The sequence below is a fragment of the Streptomyces sp. NPDC104367 genome, assembly GCF_055583825.1.
On the sequence record NZ_JBVJND010000014.1, the window covers coordinates 232,773 to 249,531 of the forward strand.

Here is a 16,759-nt window from a genome sequence, read left to right on the forward strand (position 1 = left end):
CCGCGCCCCGCCCCGATCATTCCGGCCGTTACGGCATCCGGGCGGCTCAGACCGCTCGGCCGCCCTCGAACGGGTCCGCCAGCTCCGCCCGCAGCACGTCGGCCGCCGCCTCCGCGTCACCCGCGGCGACCGCGCGCACCAGCGCCTCGTGGGCCGCGTCGCCGGTGATCGGGTCGGCCGCGCGCAGGCCGGTGAGGGCCAGCATGTCGATCAGCCCCTCGCGGAGCACCGGGACGAACTCGGTGAACAGGTCGGCGAGGACGGGGTTGTGGGCCGCCGCGACCACCGCCGCGTGGAAGGCGATGTCGGCGTCCACGAAGGCGGCGTCGTCGGCCCGCGCCGCCGCCCGGCGCCCGGCGAGCGCCGCCTCGACGGCCGCGACGTCCTCGGGTGTACGGCGGTCAGCGGCGAGCCGGGCCGCGTGCACCTCGACGGCCATCCGGACCTCGTAGACGTCGGTCACCGCCGCCCGGCGCAGCCGCGTCGGCCAGTCCTCGGCCGCCTCGGTGGCGATCACGAAGACCCCGGAGCCCTGCCGGGGCCGCACCAGCCCGGCGCCGGCGAGCGCGCGCAGCGCCTCGCGGACGGTGGAGCGGCCCACGCCGAGCTCCTTCGCCAGGGTCGTCTCACCGGGCAGCCGGGTGCCGACCGGCCAGGCGCCGCCGCTGATCTGCGCGCGGAGCCGGGCGGTGGCCTGCTCGACCAGGGGGCTCGGGCGGACGGGGCCTAGCGCCATGCGGTGTCACCAACTCCTCGGGGGGCCGTGCCGCGGTCCGCGGCACGTGTCACAGGAATTCTCACTTGTCTGAGGACCTGAGGAGTGGTTAGCCTACCTGGCATGACGTTCCGCGGTCTTCTTCTCGGCTGCCGCGGCGGGGCCTGACGCGACCGGCACCCCGCCGCGGGTCGCCGTGCTGCCGGTCCGATTCCGACCGAGCCGAGAGGCAGCAGCACCGATGACGATCCCGTGGAACCCCCAGCGCCCCAGCCCGATGCCGTACGAGCGCTACCGCCCCTTCGAGGAACGGGTCGCCGTCCCGGTGGCCGGCGACCGGAGCTGGCCCGCCGCCCGCATCGAGCGGGCCCCGCTGTGGGTGCCCGTCGACCTGCGCGACGGCAACCAGGCGCTCGCCGAACCGATGGACACCCCGCGCAAGCGCCGCTTCTTCGACCTGATGGTCCGCACCGGCTTCAAGGAGATCGAGGTCGGCTACCCGTCCGCGAGCCGGACCGACTTCGACTTCGTACGGCACCTGGTGACCAGCGGGGCCGTGCCGGACGACGTGACCCCGGTGGTGTTCACGCCGGCCAGGCGGGACCTGATCGACCGGACCTTCGAGGCGATCGAGGGGATGCCGCGGGCCGTCGTCCACCTCTACATCGCGACCTCCCCGGTCTGGCGTGAGGTGGTGCTGCGCCGGGACCGCGCCGAGGTGTGGCGGACCGTGCGCGAGGCGGCCGAGCACATGGCGCGCCGGGCCGGGGACGCCCCCGGTGTCCGCTTCCAGTTCTCGCCGGAGACCTACAACCTCACCGAGCCCGACTTCGTCCTGGAACTCTGCGACGGGCTGAGCGAGCTGTGGGACGCGAGCCGGGACCGGCCGGTCACCCACAACCTGCCGGCGACCGTGGAGATCGCCACCCCGAACGTCTACGCCGACCAGATCGAGTACGCCCACCGCAACCTCGCCCGCCGCGACGCGGTGATCCTCTCCGTCCACCCGCACAACGACCGGGGCACCGGCGTCGCCTGCGCCGAACTCGCCGTGCTGGCCGGCGCCCAGCGGGTGGAGGGCTGCCTGTTCGGCAACGGCGAGCGCACCGGCAACGTCGACCTGGTCACCCTGGCCCTCAACCTGTTCGCCCAAGGGGTGGACCCGATGGTCGACTTCGGCGACATCGACGCGGTGCGGGAGACGGTCGAGGAGTGCAACCGGCTCCCGGTGCATCCGCGGCACCCGTACGCGGGAGAGCTGGTCCACACCGCGTTCTCCGGCACCCACCAGGACGCGATCAGCAAGGGGTTCGAGGAACACGCCCGCCGGGCCGCCGAGTTGGGGGTGCCGGAGTCCAGGGCGCCGTGGTCCGTCCCGTACCTGCCGGTCGACCCGGCCGACCTGGGCCGCACCTACGAGGCGGTGATCCGCGTCAACTCCCAGTCCGGGAAGGGCGGATCGGCGTACCTCCTGCGCACCGGGCACGGCGTCGACCTGCCCGAGCGGATGCGTCCCGGGTTCGCGCGGCTGGTCCAGGAGGTGACGGACACCAGCGGCCGGGAGGCCACGCCGAAGGAGCTGTACGACCTCTTCCGCGCCGCCTACCTGGCCGACGGCGAGGTCCGGCTGGACTCGTGGTCGGTCCAGGAGGAGGCGCCGGGCCGGCACCGCTTCGTCTGTACGCTGCGCACGGGCGACCGGACCGGCGACCACGAGGGCACCGGCTCCGGCATGCTGACGGCCCTGGCCGACGCGCTGACCGGCGCCGGCCACCCCACGGAGATTCTGGAGGTCACGGTGAACGGGACGTACGCCTTCGCGGAGTGCCGGGTGGACGGCACGCCGGTCTGGGGCGCGGCCGAGGACCCCTCGGCGCGGGCGGCCTCCGTCGGCGCGGTGCTGTCCGCGGTGAACCGGGCGGCGGTGCGATGAGCGTCGTCCTGCGCGCGGACGACGTGCACGTGGTGCGGGACGGGCGGCCGATCCTCCAGGAGGTGTCGCTGACCGTCCGGGCCGGTGAGCACTGGGCGCTGCTCGGGGCCAACGGGGCCGGGAAGTCCACCCTGCTCGGCCTGCTCGGGGCGCTGGTCCATCCGACGCGGGGCACGGTGGAGGTGCTCGGCAGCCGGCTGGGCCGCGTCGACCTGCGCGAACTGCGGACGCGGGTGGGCCATGTCGACCCCCGGCACCCGCTGACCGAGCCGCTGCGGGTGCGGGACGTCGTGCTGACCGGGCTGACCAACTCCGTGGCGCGGCTGCCCCGGTGGCGTCCGACGCCGGAGCAGGAGGAGCGTGCCGACCGGCTGATCGAGACGCTCGGGCTGGCCGCGCGCCGGGACGCCCGCTGGCCGACGCTCTCCCAGGGGCAGCGCGGCCGGACGCTGATCGCCCGCGCGCTGATGCCACGGCCCCGGCTGCTGCTGCTCGACGAGCCGGCCACCGGCCTGGACCTGCCGGGCCGGGAGCATCTGCTCACCGCGCTGGACGCGCTGCGCCGGGACCACCCGGAACTGGCGACCGTGCTGGTCACCCACCACCTGGAGGAACTGCCCGCGGGCACCACGCACGCCCTGCTGCTGCGCGACGGCCGGGCGCTGACGCAGGGTCCGGCGGCCGAGGTCCTCACCGGCGACCAGGTCGGCAAGTGCTTCGACCTGCCGCTGACCCTGGAGCGGCACGGCGGCCGCTGGACGGTCCGGGTGGAGCCCCGGGCGTGAGAAAAAAAGGGGGCGCCGCCCGGCACCGGGCCGGGCGGCGCCCCCTTTTCCCGCGGCTCACTTGCTCAGGTGGGCCCAGAACTCGTCGAACGACAGCACCTGGTCGCCGTTCAGGTCACGGTTGTTGATGATCGCCTGGGCGACCGTCTCGGTGACGTTCCAGTCGCCCCCCTGCGCGAGCGCGGTCTTGAACTCGGCGGCGGTGATGAAACCGTCACCGTCCGCGTCGATCCGCTGGAACTGCCCGCGTGCCTCGTCGATGTCCGCCACCGATCCGCCCCTTTGATCATTGTTTCCACCGTCATGCTGACGGACTGTCGCAGGTCAGATTAACGGTCGCCGCGGACCCTCGGCGCCTCGCATGCCAGGGTGGGCCTTCCGGTGGACGGAGACTCGAGGAGCACGGTGACTGAGACACTGCGGGACATTCTCGACGCGGCGGCCCGCGGTGTCCTCCCGCCCCCGGACGGCCGTACGACCGTCGTCCCCCAGCCGTCCCCGCGCGACGCCGGGGTGCTCTCCTTCACCGCGCACTCGGTGGTCTTCGTCGACGAGGACCCCGAGTGGGTGTACGAGACCCTGCGCGCCGTCCCCTGCGACCCGCTGTGCGCGACCATGAACGCCCGTTTCCTCACCGCCCTGATGGACCGCACGGGTCACGAGCACGAGACCATCGACGCGCTGCTGGTGGCGGCCCCGCTCCCCGGCCGCCCGGACCTCCCGCTGACCGAGCTGACCGGCCCCGGCCACTCCCGGGTGGCCTACGCCCGGGGCCGCCGCGACGAGGTGCGGGCCTGGGCGACGGACGGCGGGGTGGTCGTCCTGGGCCGGGGCGTGGCGGGACGCCTGGAGGTCTCGGTGGAGGTGGACGAGGGGGTACGGCAGCGGGGGCTGGGCCGGGCCCTGGTCACCGCCGCCCGCCGGCTCGCCGACGAGCCGCTGTGGGCCCAGGTCGCCCCGGGGAACGCCCGCAGCGTACGGGCGTTCCAGGCGGCCGGCTACACCCCGGTCGGCGCCGAGGCGCTGCTGCTCGGGAACTGAGCACCCGGTGGGCGGCCGGGGCGCGGCCGGCCGGCCGCCGGTCAGCGGAAGATGCCGGTGTGCCCCAGCGAGTACCGGCCCGGCTGCGGGTAGACGGCGAGGCCGTGGGGTCCGCTGCCCACGTGGATGCGGGCCAGCTGGGCGCCGGTGCCGGTGTCGATGGCGTACACCTCGGAGTTGTAGCGGCCGGACAGCCACAGCACCTTGCCGTCCGCCGACACCCCGCCCATGTCCGGGCTGCCGCCGCCGGGCAGGCGCCACTTCCTGGTCAGCCGGTTCTGGGTGAAGTCGAAGACGGAGACGGTGCCCTCGCCCCGGTTGGAGATGTACATCTCGTGGGAGTCCCGGCTGACGTACAGCCCGTGCGCGCCCTTGCCGGTGTGCAGGAAGGCCGGCTTGCCGAAGGTGTCGCCGTCCAGGATCCACACGCCGTCGGCCATCATGTCGGCGATGTAGAACCGCTTGCCGTCGGGTGAGACCTTCACGTCCTGGGGCATCGCGCCGTGGAAGGGCAGCTTCTCCTGCCGGAGCACCTGCATCTTCTCGGTGTCGACCTTGAGCAGTTCGCCGCTGAACTCGCAGGAGACGATGAAGTACCGGCCGTCCAGGGAGAAGTCGGCGTGGTTGACGCCGTAGCAGCTGACCGGGACGGACTTGACGGTCTTCATGGTGTGCGCGTCCCGGAACACCAGCGCGCGGTCCATGGAGGCCATCACGATCGCGTACTTGCCGTTGGGCGTGAAGTACAGGTTGTACGGGTCGTGCACGGCGACCGGCTCGCCGGCCTTGCCGGTTCTCGGGTCGATGGGGGTGAGGCTGTTGCCCAGGTCGTTGTTGACCCACAGGGTCTTCAGGTCCCAGGACGGCACGACGTGCTGCGGCTGCCGGCCGACCCGGATGGTCCTGACGACCCGGTAGGTCTTCGGGTCGATGACCGAGACGGTGTCGGAGTTGGTGTTGGGGACGTAGACCAGGGAGGGGAAGTCCTTGACGACGGGTGAGAGCCGGCCCGGCCGGTCGGCGGCGTACACGTCGTTCGGGTCGAGCACCGGGGGCATCCCCGGCAACCCGTCGACCTGCACCTCCTTCTTGGCCTCCGGGACCGCGGGCGCGGTGCCGGCGGCGGTCCGGGGACCGGAGGAGCCGCCACCGCACGCGGACAGCAGCGCCAGGGCGGCGAGGGCGGCACCGGAGGCCAGCAGGCGGGCGGCGTTCTTGGTTCGCATCAGCTCAGCAGCTCCGTGGTGGTGACCGCGCGCAGTCCGCGCCGGTGGAGTTCTTGGAGGACGGCGGGGAGGGCGGCGACCGTGTCCGGGTACCCGAAGTGCATGCTCACGATCGAGCCGGCGGTGACCTCGGCGAGCACCTTGCGGGTGATGGCGGCCGGGCCGGGCCGGGTGTAGTCGAGCGAGTCGACGTCGTACGACAGCACGTGCGGGTAGCCGACGTCGGCGGCGAGCCGGGTGACGAGCGGCGACGCGGTGGGGGCCCTGGACGGGCGGAACCAGCTGCCGATCGAGCCGGTGAGGCGCTTGAGGCGCTCGGCGCAGTCGGCGATCTCCTTGCGGGCGTCGGCCTGGGCCATGGCGTTGATGGAGACGTGCCGCTGGGTGTGGTTGCCGAGGTCGTGGCCGCCGTCGAGGACACGGCGGGCCATGGCGGGCTGCGCGTCGAGCCAGCTGCCCACGGCGAGGACGGTGAGGCGGGCGCCGTGTTTCTCGGCGGTGGTGAGGAGCTGGGTGGCGAGGGCGGGGTCGCCCTGGCCGTGGAAGGTGAGGGCGACGGACGCGGTGGTGCGGGGTCCGTGGGTGATCTGTACGGGGAGCGGTGCCTTGGCGGCGGACGCGGCGGGCGAGGCGGACGCGGCCGGCGTGGGGGAGGTGGACGCGAGGTCGGCGACGGGGTGCGACGGTGGGCTGCCGGTACCGGCGTCGCCGCAACCGGCGGCGAGGGCGCCTGAGGCGATGAGCCCGGCGCCCGCTCGCAGGACGTCGCGTCGGTTGGATGGGGTCACCCGCCCCATTTAAGGGGGATCGGGTAAGAAAATCGGCGATTGACCTGATTAGGGTTATGTTCGGATGCTTCGGGTGCTATCGATCGGCGACGCGCATCTCGAACCAGGTCGTCTTGCCCCGCGGGAGCAGATCGACCCCCCACCGGTCGGACAGCTTGTCGACCAGGAACAGCCCCCGGCCGCTCACGTCGAGCTCCTGGACCGGCATCAGACAGGGCAGCCCCCTGGACGGGTCCCGGACCTCGACCCTGATCCACCCGGGGCGGCGGCGCATGCGCAGGCCGAACACCCGGGCCCCGGTGTGCCGTACCGCGTTCCCCACCAGTTCCGAGACGAGCAGGACCGCGTCCTCGGTCATCTTGGGGCTGAGCCGCCACTGGCGCAGGACCACGACCTGGGCGAGCCGGCGGGCGGTGGCGGCGGACTCGGGGCGGGACGGCAGCGGGACCTCCGCCTCGGTCGGGTTGCCGAACAGCTCGATGGCCTTGAGCGCCCGTTCGTCCTCGACCGCAGGCGACCAGCGCGCCGCGGTCGCACGGCCGTGTCCCCGCGGCTGTTCGATGCCCTCCAGCCCCGCCATGCCCCCATCATGGCCGCCGAAAGCGCCCTCCGGGGCCGTTCCGACGGAATACGCCCCCGTGAAGCTCCCGCCCGACGGCAGTCGATCGGCATATGCCGTCGGCATTCCAATGGCTTTGGCAGCCTGTCTCACCTGCGGCGACGACTCATCTCCGGGCAATCGACAGACTCCCTCGACAAGGCAGACTTAAGGGTGCCTTAAGGCTCCCATAAACCGCCCCATCGAGGGACCCGGAATCAGACATCGCGTCAATTGCAAGTGGTTCCGCGGTTTCACAACAAGGTGAAGATCACAGGAACTTGGCCTTGCCAGGCCCTTCCTCGACGAAGCTGCGCATACCGCGCTCACGGTCCTCGGTGGCGAACAGCCCGGCGAACCAGTTCCGTTCGACCGCGAGACCCGTCTCCAGGTCGGTCTCGACGCCGGTGTCGATCGCCTCCTTGGCGGCGCGCAGCGCGATCGCCGGCCCCCGGGCGAGCCGGGCGGCCCAGGCGTGCGCCTCGGTGTAGACGTCGGCGGCCGGCACGACCCGGTCGACCAGGCCGATGGCGAGCGCCTCGTCCGCCTTCACCATCCGGCCCGTGAAGATCAGGTCCTTGGCCCGGGACGGCCCGACCAGCCGGGGCAGCCGCTGGGTGCCGCCGGCCCCCGGGATGAGCCCGAGCAGGATCTCGGGCTGGCCCAGTTTGGCGTTGTCGGCGGCGATGCGGTGGTCGGCGCAGAGCGCGAGCTCGCAGCCGCCGCCGAGCGCGTACCCGGTGACGGCGGCGACCACCGGCTTGGGGATGCGGGCGACGGCGGTGAAGGAGTCCTGGAGGCCACGGGCGCGCAGCACCATGGCGGTGTGGTCCATGTTCTGCATTTCCTTGATGTCGGCCCCCGCCGCGAAGACCTTCTCACCGCCGTAGATCACGACGGCTCGGACGTCCTCGCGACGGGTGGCCTCCTCGGCCAGCTCCCTGATCCGGTCCTGGGTGGCGACGTCCAGGGCGTTCATGGGCGGCCGCTCCAGACGGAGCGTCCCCACACCTTCGGCGACTTCGAGGGTCACAGTCATGCCCAGCAGGTTAACGCCGGTTCATCCGCGCCCCTGCGGCGGACCGGGCGCGGACGGGCGCGGATCGGCGCGGACCGGCTACTTGGTCCAGTCCGCCCAGGACATGTTCCAGCCGTTGAGGCCGTTGTCGGGCGAGACGGTCTTGTCGTTCGAGTTCTTCACCGTCACCACGTCCCCGATGATGGAGTGGTCGAAGAACCAGCCCGCCGGCAGGCTCCGGTCGCCGCCGCCCCGGATGTCCCGGAGGCCGACGCACCCGTGGCTCGCGTTGTAGTTGCCGAACGCGTCGCCGCCCCAGTAGTTGCCGTGGATGAAGGTGCCGGACGTCGTCAGACGCATCGCGTCCGGCACGTCCTTGATGTCGTACTCGCCGCCGTAGCCGACGGTCTCGCCGTTCATCCGGGTGACCCGCAGCTTCTCGCTGATGACCATCTGGCCGTTCCACGTGTCGTAGCCGGGCTTGCCGGTGGTGACCGCGAGGGTCTTCACGACCTTGCCGTCCTGCGTGATCTTCATGGTGTGCTTCTTGGCGTCGACGACGGACACCTGGTTGCGGCCGATCGTGAACTTCACGGTCTTGGCCTGCTTGCCGTACACCCCGTCACGTCCCTCGACGCCGTCGAGGTTGAGGCTGACGGAGACCTTCGTGCCGGACTTCCAGTAGTGCTCGGGGCGGAAGTCGAGGCGGTCGTTGCCGAACCAGTGGCCCTCGACGTCGACGGCCGGCTCGGTCTTGATCGTGATCGCCTTCTCGACGGCGGCCGGGTCGGTGATGCCCCGGGTGAAGCGGACGGAGAACGGCATGCCGACACCGACCGTGGAACCGTCCTCCGGCGTGAAGTAGCCGACGAACGTGTTCTTCGGGGTGAGGGTGGTGAAGGTGGAGTCCTCCGCCGACTCACGGCCGTCGGCGTCCTTGGCCACCGCGTGCACCGTGTACTTCGTGGCGCTGGCGAGATGGGTCGCCGGCGTCCAGCTGGCACCGCCCGCCGCGATCGAGCCGTCGACGCTGCGGCCCTTGGCGTCCTTGACCTCGACGTCGGTCAGCCTGCCCTTCGCCGCGGTGACCTTGAGCGCCCCGCTGGTGTCCACTCCGGTGGCACCGGACTTCGGGCTGATGCTGACGGTGGCCACGGACTGCTTGCTCGCCTGGGTGGTGGAGCTCTTGCCCTTGCCGTCGCCGCCGTCGCCCGCACCCTTGGCGGAGGAGCCGCCCCCGCCGCAGGCGGTGACGGCCATGAGCAGGATTCCGGCCATGACGGCCAGCCCCTTCCCCCCGGTCCTCCGAGTCCGAACCGATGCCCCCGATATCGGCCGCACGTTCAAGTCGTTCTCCCCTCCCAGGGGCCTGGTCGGGCCCCGCCCCGGCGCGTCCCGCGCACACATTGGCGCATATTAACCGCAGGGTTTTGAGCTTGGCGTTCGGCGAATGTCACCGTTCAGTAGCAACTTGGCCGAGCCGCCCGCCGGGCACCGCCCCGACCTGTTAGCCGGTGGCGCCGCCCGCCTTCCACTCCCGCCAGCCCATGTTCCACCCGCCGAGGCCGTTGTCGGGAGCCACCGTCCGGTCGTTGCTGTTGACGACCTCGACCACGTCCCCGACGAGGCTGCGGTCGTAGAACCAGCCGGCCGGCGTGTCCGAACCGCCGCCCTTCACGTCGCGCAGACCCACGCAGCCGTGGCTGACGTTGACGTGTCCGGGGGCGTCCGGCGCCCAGTAGTTGCCGTGCAGGAAGGTGCCGGAGTCGGTGAGTTTGATGGCGTGCGGGACGTCCGGGATGTCGTACTCCCCGCCGAAGCCGACCGTGCGGCTGTTCATGCGGGTGACCTCGTGCATCTCCATCATCACCATCTTCCCGTTGTAGGTGGTGTGGGCGGGCGCGCCCGCGGTGATCGGGACGGTGGCGAGCAGGTCGCCGTCGCGGCGGACCTCCATGGTGTGCCTGGCCGCGTCGACGAGGGAGACCTGGCTGCGGCCGACGGTGAAGGTGAACGACTTGGACTGGAGGCCGTAGGCGCCGGGCGCGCCCTCGACGTCCCGCAGTCCCAGGTCGACGGTGACGACGGTGCCGGGCTGCCAGTAGTGCTCGGGGCGGAAGTCGAGGCGGGACGTGCCGAACCAGTGCGGGCGGACCTCGACCGCCGGCCTGGCGGTGACCCGGACGGCGCGTTCGACGGCGGCCCGGTTCCGGATCTCACGGCTGAAGGAGAGGGAGACGATCATCCCGGTGCCGACGGTGGCCCGGTTCTCGGGGGTGACGTACCCGATGAAGCGCTCGCCGGGGACGAGCGTGGTGAAGGTGGTGTGGCGGGCGGAGCGGCGGCCCCGCCCGTCGAGGGCGACCGCGTCGACGGTGTACTTGGCGGCCAGCGCGAGTCCGGGCTCGTCGGGCCGCCAGCTCATGCCGTCCTGGGTGATGTGCCCGGGGACCGGGGAGTCCTGGGCGTCCTGCGACCTGACGACGGTGACGGACTCCAGGCGGCCGCCGGGCACCCGCACCGTGAGCGGCTGGTTCTGCCGGACGGCCCGGGTGCCGTCGTCCGGGGAGATGCGGATGACGTCCTGGGGAGCCGGGGGTCCGCCGCCCCCGAGGACATGGTCGACGACCGGCCCTCCGGTCCCGTCCGAGGAGCAGCCGGTGGCTCCCGCCAGGAGCCCCGCCCATGTCAGTACGGCGGCCAGTGCGGCCCCCGCGCGCCGTGCGCGCCCTTGTGCATGCCTCACGTGGGACTCAACGACCGGGCCCGCCCCGGGGAAACGTGAGTGCGACGCCGACGCTGGGCAGAACAGAGGGAAGGACGACGAGCCGGTGAGCCGCCGCGCCCGCGCGAGAGCCGTCGCGGGCGCGTCCGCAGCGGGCCGCCGGCCGTGCCCGGGACCGGGAGCCCGGGTGCGGCCGGCTGCTCGGACGCGGGTCGGGTGCGCCCCGGAGGTCGGCGAGCCGCCAATACAAAAGGGGCCGACAGGTGACGAGCGCAGCCGAGCAGCAGGGGGCACGGGCGCGGGCCCCGAGGGCGGACGCCCCGGCGGTGAACGGGACGCCCCTCCCCGTCCCGTCGGCGTGGCCGGGGGCGCCGACCCCGCTGGGCGCCCGGTTCCGGGTCGGCCCGGACGGCGTGGCGGGGACCAACTTCGCGCTGTGGGCGGCCGGCGCGGAGGCGGTCCGGCTCTGCCTCTTCGACGAGCGGGGGCGGGAGACCCGGATCCCGCTGACCGAACTCACGCACGAGATCTGGCACGGCTTCGTGCCCGGTGTGCTGCCGGGGCAGCGTTACGGCTACCGGGTCGACGGCCGCTGGGACCCGTGGACCGGCGCCCGCTGGAACCCGGCGAAACTGCTCCTCGACCCGTACGCGCGTGCGGTGGACGGAGAGTTCGGGCTGCCGCCCGAGGTGTACGGGCACGTCCGGGACTGGCCGGACCAGCCGGTCGCCGACACCGTGCGCGACGACCGGGACTCGGCGCCGTACGTCCCCAAGGGCGTGGTGGTCCACGATGACGACGACTGGGCCGACGACCACCGCCCGAAGACGCCCTGGGCGGACTCGGTCATCTACGAGCTGCACGTACGGGGCTTCACCCGGCTGCATCCCGGGATACCGGAGGAACTGCGCGGCACCTACGCGGGGCTGGCCCACCCGGCCGCGGTCGAGCACCTGGTCGCCCTGGGCGTGACGGCCGTGGAGCTGCTCCCCGTCCACCAGTTCGCCCACGAGGACCACCTGCTGCGGCGCGGCCTCAGGAACTACTGGGGCTACAACTCCATCGGCTACTTCGCCCCGCACGCGGCCTACGCGGCCTCCGGTACGACGGGGCAGCAGGTCGGCGAGTTCAAGCGGATGGTGCGCGCGCTGCACGCGGCCGGCATCGAGGTGATCCTCGACGTGGTCTACAACCACACGGCCGAGGCCGGGGAGCTGGGCCCCACGCTCTCCCTGAAGGGCATCGACAACCGGGGCTACTACCGGCTCCAGGACGACGCCCGCCGCTTCGCCGACTACACCGGCTGCGGCAACACCCTGCACGTGGTCCGCCCGCACGTGCTGCGGCTGATCACGGACTCGCTGCGGTACTGGGTGACGGAGATGGGCGTGGACGGCTTCCGGTTCGACCTGGCGGCCGCGCTGGCCCGCTCGATGCACGACGTCGACATGCTCTCCCCCTTCCTCGCGGTCATCGCCCAGGACCCGGTGCTGCGCCGGGTGAAGCTCATCGCCGAACCGTGGGACGTCGGTTCGGGCGGCTACCAGGTGGGCGCCTTCCCGCCGCTGTGGACGGAGTGGAACGACCGCTACCGCGACGCGGTCCGGGACTTCTGGCGCGGCGCCCTCCCGGACGTCCGCGACCTCGGCTACCGGCTCTCGGGCTCCAGCGACCTCTACGCCTGGGGCGGCCGGCGCCCCTACGCATCCGTCAACTTCGTCACCGCGCACGACGGTTACACGCTGCGCGACCTGGTGTCGTACCAGGCGAAGCACAACGAGGCCAACGGCGAGAACAACCGTGACGGCTCGGGCGACAACCGGTCCTGGAACTGCGGGGCGGAGGGCGAGACCGGCGACGAGGACGTACGGGCGCTGCGGCGGCGGCAGTTGCGGAACCTGCTCACCACGCTGCTGCTGTCGACGGGCGTCCCGATGCTGGTCGCGGGGGACGAGCTGGGCCGCACCCAGCGCGGCAACAACAACGCCTACTGCCAGGACAACGAGATCAGCTGGCTGGACTGGGGCCTGCTGGACGACCCGGCCTGGCGGCCGCTGTTCGACCTCGCCGCCCGGCTGATCGCGCTGCGCCACCGGCACCCGGTGCTGCGCCGCCGCGCCTTCTTCTCGGGCCGCGCGCACTCGGCGGACGGGCTGCGCGACCTGGCCTGGTTCACCGCGCGCGGGGAGGAGATGACCGAGGGCGACTGGTACGCGCCCGCGGCGACCCTCGGGATGTACCTCTCCGGGCGGGACATCCCCGGCCGCGACGAGCGCGGCGACCCCGTCCTGGACGACAGCTTCCTGACCGTCCTGCACGCCGGGGACCGCCCGGTGGAGTTCGTGCTGCCGGGCCCGCCGTGGGCCGGAAGCTACGAGGTGGTGGTGGACACCTCGCTGGAGGAGCAGGGCGCGGCGCCGGGGACGGTGCACACCGCCGGGGCGGCGGTCACGGTGCCGGCCCGGGCGGTGCTGCTGCTCAGGGTGGCGGGCTGAGGCGGGGCACCGGGAGGGGGCGGGGGGCCGGGGAGCGGGGGCCGGGGGGCCGGGGGGCGGGGGGCCGGGGGCAACGTTGCAGGCCCGTGAAATCGGCGTCCGCCTCCTGGCCAGGGCGTGGGACGCGCTGATCCACTGAAGCCCATGCCTGAGATATCCCGTCGTACGTTCGGTGGTCTCATCGGCGGTGGCGCGGCCACCGCAGTCGCCGGCCCGGCCCCCGCGGCCGAGGCCGCCGAGCGCCCCTTCGAGGCCCGTCCCGCCGCCTCCGGCAGGCGCCCCAACTTCCTGTTCGTCCTCGGCGACGACCTCGGCTGGGCCGACCTCTCCTGCTACGGCGCACCCCACATCAGAACGCCGAACCTGGACCGGCTGGCCCGGCAGGGCGTGCGCTTCACCGACGCCTACTCCGGCTCGGCGACCTGCTCCCCCACCCGGTTCAGCCTCTACACCGGCCGCTACCCGGGCCGTACGCCCGGCGGTCTCGCCGAGCCCGTCGGCAGCCGGACCCAGGGCCTGGACCCCCGTCACCCCACCCTGGCCTCGCTGCTGAAGCAGGCCGGGTACGCGACCGCGCTGATCGGCAAGTGGCACTGCGGCTGGCTGCCCGACTACAGCCCGACCAAGTCCGGCTGGGACGAGTTCTTCGGCAACTTCGGCGGTGTCCTGGAGTACTTCTCCAAGCTGGGGCAGCTGGGCGACTACGACCTCTACGAGGGCGACGCCGAGTACAAGGACCTGCGCTACTACACGACCGTGCTGACCGAGCGGGCCGTGGAGTTCCTGGGCCGGGAGCACTCCGACCCGTGGCTGCTCAACCTCAACTTCACCACCCCGCACTGGCCCTGGCTGGCCGAGGGCGACGAGGAGACCGGCGCCGTGATCGCCGCGAGGATCCGGGCGGCGAAGAGCCAGTCGGACATCACGGCCGCGCTCAACCACTACGACGGCGGCTCGGTCGCCAAGTACACGGAGATGGTGGAGAACCTGGACGCGGCCGTCGGCGAGGTGCTGGACGCGCTGCGCCGCTCCGGGCAGGAGGAGAACACGGTCGTCGTGTTCGCCAGCGACAACGGCGGCGAGCGCTGGTCGTACCTGTGGCCGCTCAGCGGTGAGAAGTTCGTGCTCCAGGAGGGCGGCATCCGGGTGCCGACCATCGTGCGCTGGCCGGCCCGGATCGACGGCCACCAGGTCAGCCACGAGCCGCTGTTCACCCCCGACTGGACGGCGACCCTGCTGGAGCTGGCCGGCGCCCGCGCCGACCCGGCCTACCCGCTGGACGGCACCAGCCTGGCCGGTTACCTGCTGCGCGGCGAACGGCTCCCGGAACGCGACCTGTTCTGGCGGGTGAGGGCCAACCGGGCGCTGCGGCGGGGCAACTGGAAGTACTACCGGGACGCGGCCGGCGCGGACCACCTCTACGATCTCGGCGCCGACCAGCGCGAGCAGGCCGATCTCGCCCCGGACAGACCGGAGTTGCTGGCCGACCTCAAGGCGTCCTGGGAGCGGACCGCGGCGACCCTGCTGCCGTATCCGGGCTAGCCGAGGATTCCCCGCTGGTACGCCGTGGCCACCGCGGCCGCCCGGTCGTTGACGCCCAGCTTGGCGTACAGGTGGGTGAGATGGGTCTTCACCGTGGCCTCGCTGATGAAGAGTTCACGGGCGATCTCACGGTTCGAGGTGCCCCTGGCGACCAGGGCCAGCACTTCGCGTTCGCGCGCGGAGAGCGGCTCGTTGCCGGGGGCGCCGGGCGTGCGGACGGCGGAGACCAGACGGGAGGCGACGGCCGGGGAGAGGACCGTACGGCCCTGGGCGGCGGCGCGCACGGCGGTGAAGAGCTCCTCGCGCGGGGCGTCCTTGAGCAGGTAGCCCGTGGCGCCCGCCTCGATCGCGGGCAGGGTGTCGGAGTCGGTGTCGTACGTGGTGAGAACCAGCACCCTGGCGCGGGCGCCCTGCCCGGTCAGCGCGCGGATGGCGTCGACCCCGCCGCCGCCCGGCATGCGCAGGTCCATCAGGATCACGTCCGGGTCGAGGGCGGTGGCCAGCGCGACGGCCGTGGCGCCGTCCGCCGCCTCGCCGAGGACCTCGAACCCGGGCGCGGACTCGAACATGCCGCGCAGCCCGTCGCGTACGACGGGGTGGTCGTCGACGATCAGCAGGGAGACCGGGGCGTCAGCTGTCATGGGGCACCAACGGTACGCGAGCGGACAGGGCCGTGCCGTGCCCCGGTTCCGACTCCACCGTCAGGGAGCCCGCGATGCGTTCGGCGCGGGCGCGCATGCCGTCCAGGCCGAAGCCGCCGGCGCCGGTGCGGACGGGGACGGCGAGCGGGTCGAAGCCGGTGCCGTCGTCGCGGATGTCGAGGATGACCTCGCCGCCCGGGAAGCCGCCCAGGAAGGAGAGGGTGACACCGACCCGGGTGGCCCGGGCGTGCCGGGCCGCGTTGGACAGCGCCTCCTGGACGATCCGCAGCAGGGTCGCCGCGACCTCCCCGTGCAGCTGCTCGGCGGTGCCGGTGACGGTGAACTCGGCGCGTATGCCGGTCCGTTCGCCCCACTCCGCGACCGTCTTCGTCAGCGCCTCGGGCAGTCCGTCGTGCTCCAGCGCGACCGGGGCCAGGTTGTGCACGGAGCGGCGGGCCTCGCCCAGGCTGTGCCGGGCCAGCGCCAGGGCGCGGTCCACGTGGTCCCTGCCCTGGCCCGGGTCGGGGGTGTTGACGACGACCTGGAGCTGGGCGATGATCCCGGCCAGCCCCTGGGCGATGGTGTCGTGGATCTCGGCGGCCAGCCGCCTCCGCTCGTCGGCGACCCCGGCCTCCCGGGCCTGGACGAGGAGCTGGGCGTGCAGGGCCTCGTTCTCGTCGAGGGCCCGGCGGAGCGCCGCGATGGTCTCGGTGCGCTCGGCCGCCCGCCGTTTCTCCTGCTCGGTGAGGTGGGCGACCGCCATCTGGAGAACGGAGTTGAACGCCAGCAGGACGGCGAAGACGGTCCACTGGAGCGCGTCGGCGAACGGCATCCCGCCGGTCTGCGCGGCGGCCACGGTGACCGCGCTGGCGAGCAGTCCGAGCCGGTGCCACCTTCCGGGCAGGGTCTCGTCGGCGTCCAGGTAGCCGGCGGCGGCGTAGAACGCGAAGAACGGGTTGAGCCAGGTCAGGGCGAAGGCGAGGGCCCAGCGGACGGTGTAGTAGACGGCTCCGGCCCGGGACGGGGCGCGGCGGTGGTCGGGCCCGCCGGGGCGGGTGCCGTACCACCACAGCTGGAGCGCGACCGCGGCGCCGAGCAGGGCCCAGCCGGTGTACCACTCGGCCGCGGCCGCGCGCGGGTCGGCGGTGACGAGCGCGGCGACCACGCTGACGCCGAGCAGCCCGAACGGCCCCCAGGTGTGGAACTGCTCCCAGCGCCGCTCGATCCGGCTGTCCGCCACCGTCATGTCCCC

General features: G+C 73.0%; 15 protein-coding genes. 5 read left to right on the forward strand and 10 right to left on the reverse strand.

The window, feature by feature from the left end; all coding sequences use genetic code 11:
- Nucleotides 1-46: 46 nt before the first annotated feature.
- Nucleotides 47-736 (reverse strand): FadR/GntR family transcriptional regulator, encoded by a 690-nt coding sequence (locus ACZ619_RS22705; RefSeq protein ID WP_469601682.1) that lies wholly within the window; start codon nt 734-736, stop codon nt 47-49.
- Nucleotides 737-956: 220 nt separating this feature from the next.
- On the opposite strand from ACZ619_RS22705, the gene ACZ619_RS22710 reads away from it, so the two are divergent.
- Complete coding sequence (locus ACZ619_RS22710; protein ID WP_469601685.1) at nt 957-2,648, forward strand: 2-isopropylmalate synthase; 1,692 nt, start codon at nt 957-959, stop codon at nt 2,646-2,648.
- The gene (locus ACZ619_RS22715) at nt 2,645-3,433 is read left to right on the forward strand and encodes an ABC transporter ATP-binding protein (RefSeq protein ID WP_469601687.1); all 789 of its coding nucleotides are present in this window, start codon (nt 2,645-2,647) and stop codon (nt 3,431-3,433) included. Before ACZ619_RS22710 ends, ACZ619_RS22715 begins: the two co-directional genes overlap by 4 nt.
- 57 nt (nt 3,434-3,490) lie before the next feature.
- On the opposite strand, the gene ACZ619_RS22720 is transcribed toward ACZ619_RS22715, so the two are convergent.
- On the reverse strand, nt 3,491-3,703 hold the full coding sequence (locus tag ACZ619_RS22720) for an EF-hand domain-containing protein (protein WP_469601690.1): 213 nt from the start codon (nt 3,701-3,703) through the stop codon (nt 3,491-3,493).
- 135 nt (nt 3,704-3,838) lie between these two features.
- Between ACZ619_RS22720 and ACZ619_RS22725 the strand changes: the two genes are divergently transcribed.
- Complete coding sequence (locus tag ACZ619_RS22725) at nt 3,839-4,474, forward strand: GNAT family N-acetyltransferase (RefSeq protein WP_469601693.1); 636 nt, start codon at nt 3,839-3,841, stop codon at nt 4,472-4,474.
- 41 nt (nt 4,475-4,515) lie between these two features.
- On the opposite strand, the gene ACZ619_RS22730 is transcribed toward ACZ619_RS22725, so the two are convergent.
- From ACZ619_RS22730 to ACZ619_RS22755, 6 genes are all read right to left on the reverse strand, one after another.
- Nucleotides 4,516-5,700 carry a YncE family protein gene (locus ACZ619_RS22730; protein ID WP_469601695.1) on the reverse strand — a complete coding sequence of 395 codons (1,185 nt, stop codon included), beginning with the start codon at nt 5,698-5,700 and terminating at the stop codon, nt 4,516-4,518.
- On the reverse strand, nt 5,700-6,497 hold the full coding sequence (locus ACZ619_RS22735) for a polysaccharide deacetylase family protein (protein ID WP_469601697.1): 798 nt from the start codon (nt 6,495-6,497) through the stop codon (nt 5,700-5,702). Before ACZ619_RS22735 ends, ACZ619_RS22730 begins: the two co-directional genes overlap by 1 nt.
- Nucleotides 6,498-6,564: 67 nt before the next feature.
- Nucleotides 6,565-7,068 (reverse strand): ATP-binding protein, encoded by a 504-nt coding sequence (locus ACZ619_RS22740; RefSeq protein WP_469601699.1) that lies wholly within the window; start codon nt 7,066-7,068, stop codon nt 6,565-6,567.
- A gap of 289 nt (nt 7,069-7,357) precedes the next feature.
- On the reverse strand, nt 7,358-8,125 hold the full coding sequence (locus ACZ619_RS22745) for an enoyl-CoA hydratase/isomerase family protein (protein WP_469601701.1): 768 nt from the start codon (nt 8,123-8,125) through the stop codon (nt 7,358-7,360).
- 78 nt (nt 8,126-8,203) lie between these two features.
- A complete protein-coding gene (locus ACZ619_RS22750) occupies nt 8,204-9,451 on the reverse strand; it encodes a L,D-transpeptidase (RefSeq protein WP_469601702.1) in 1,248 nt (415 codons plus the stop codon).
- 160 nt (nt 9,452-9,611) lie between these two features.
- Nucleotides 9,612-10,850 (reverse strand): L,D-transpeptidase, encoded by a 1,239-nt coding sequence (locus tag ACZ619_RS22755; RefSeq protein ID WP_469601704.1) that lies wholly within the window; start codon nt 10,848-10,850, stop codon nt 9,612-9,614.
- Between the two features lie 242 nt (nt 10,851-11,092).
- Here ACZ619_RS22755 and glgX point away from each other — a divergent pair, with 242 nt between their 5' ends.
- Together glgX and ACZ619_RS22765 are read left to right on the forward strand one after the other, a co-directional pair.
- Nucleotides 11,093-13,324 (forward strand): glycogen debranching protein GlgX, encoded by a 2,232-nt coding sequence (glgX, locus tag ACZ619_RS22760; protein ID WP_469601706.1) that lies wholly within the window; start codon nt 11,093-11,095, stop codon nt 13,322-13,324.
- A gap of 144 nt (nt 13,325-13,468) precedes the next feature.
- On the forward strand, nt 13,469-14,866 hold the full coding sequence (locus ACZ619_RS22765) for a sulfatase family protein (RefSeq protein ID WP_469601708.1): 1,398 nt from the start codon (nt 13,469-13,471) through the stop codon (nt 14,864-14,866).
- Here the strand turns inward: ACZ619_RS22765 and ACZ619_RS22770 are convergent.
- A complete protein-coding gene (locus ACZ619_RS22770; RefSeq protein ID WP_469601710.1) occupies nt 14,863-15,507 on the reverse strand; it encodes a response regulator in 645 nt (214 codons plus the stop codon). The two genes, ACZ619_RS22765 and ACZ619_RS22770, sit on opposite strands and share 4 nt — an antisense overlap.
- Nucleotides 15,497-16,753 carry a sensor histidine kinase gene (locus ACZ619_RS22775; RefSeq protein ID WP_469601711.1) on the reverse strand — a complete coding sequence of 419 codons (1,257 nt, stop codon included), beginning with the start codon at nt 16,751-16,753 and terminating at the stop codon, nt 15,497-15,499. Before ACZ619_RS22775 ends, ACZ619_RS22770 begins: the two co-directional genes overlap by 11 nt.
- Nucleotides 16,754-16,759 lie beyond the last annotated feature (6 nt).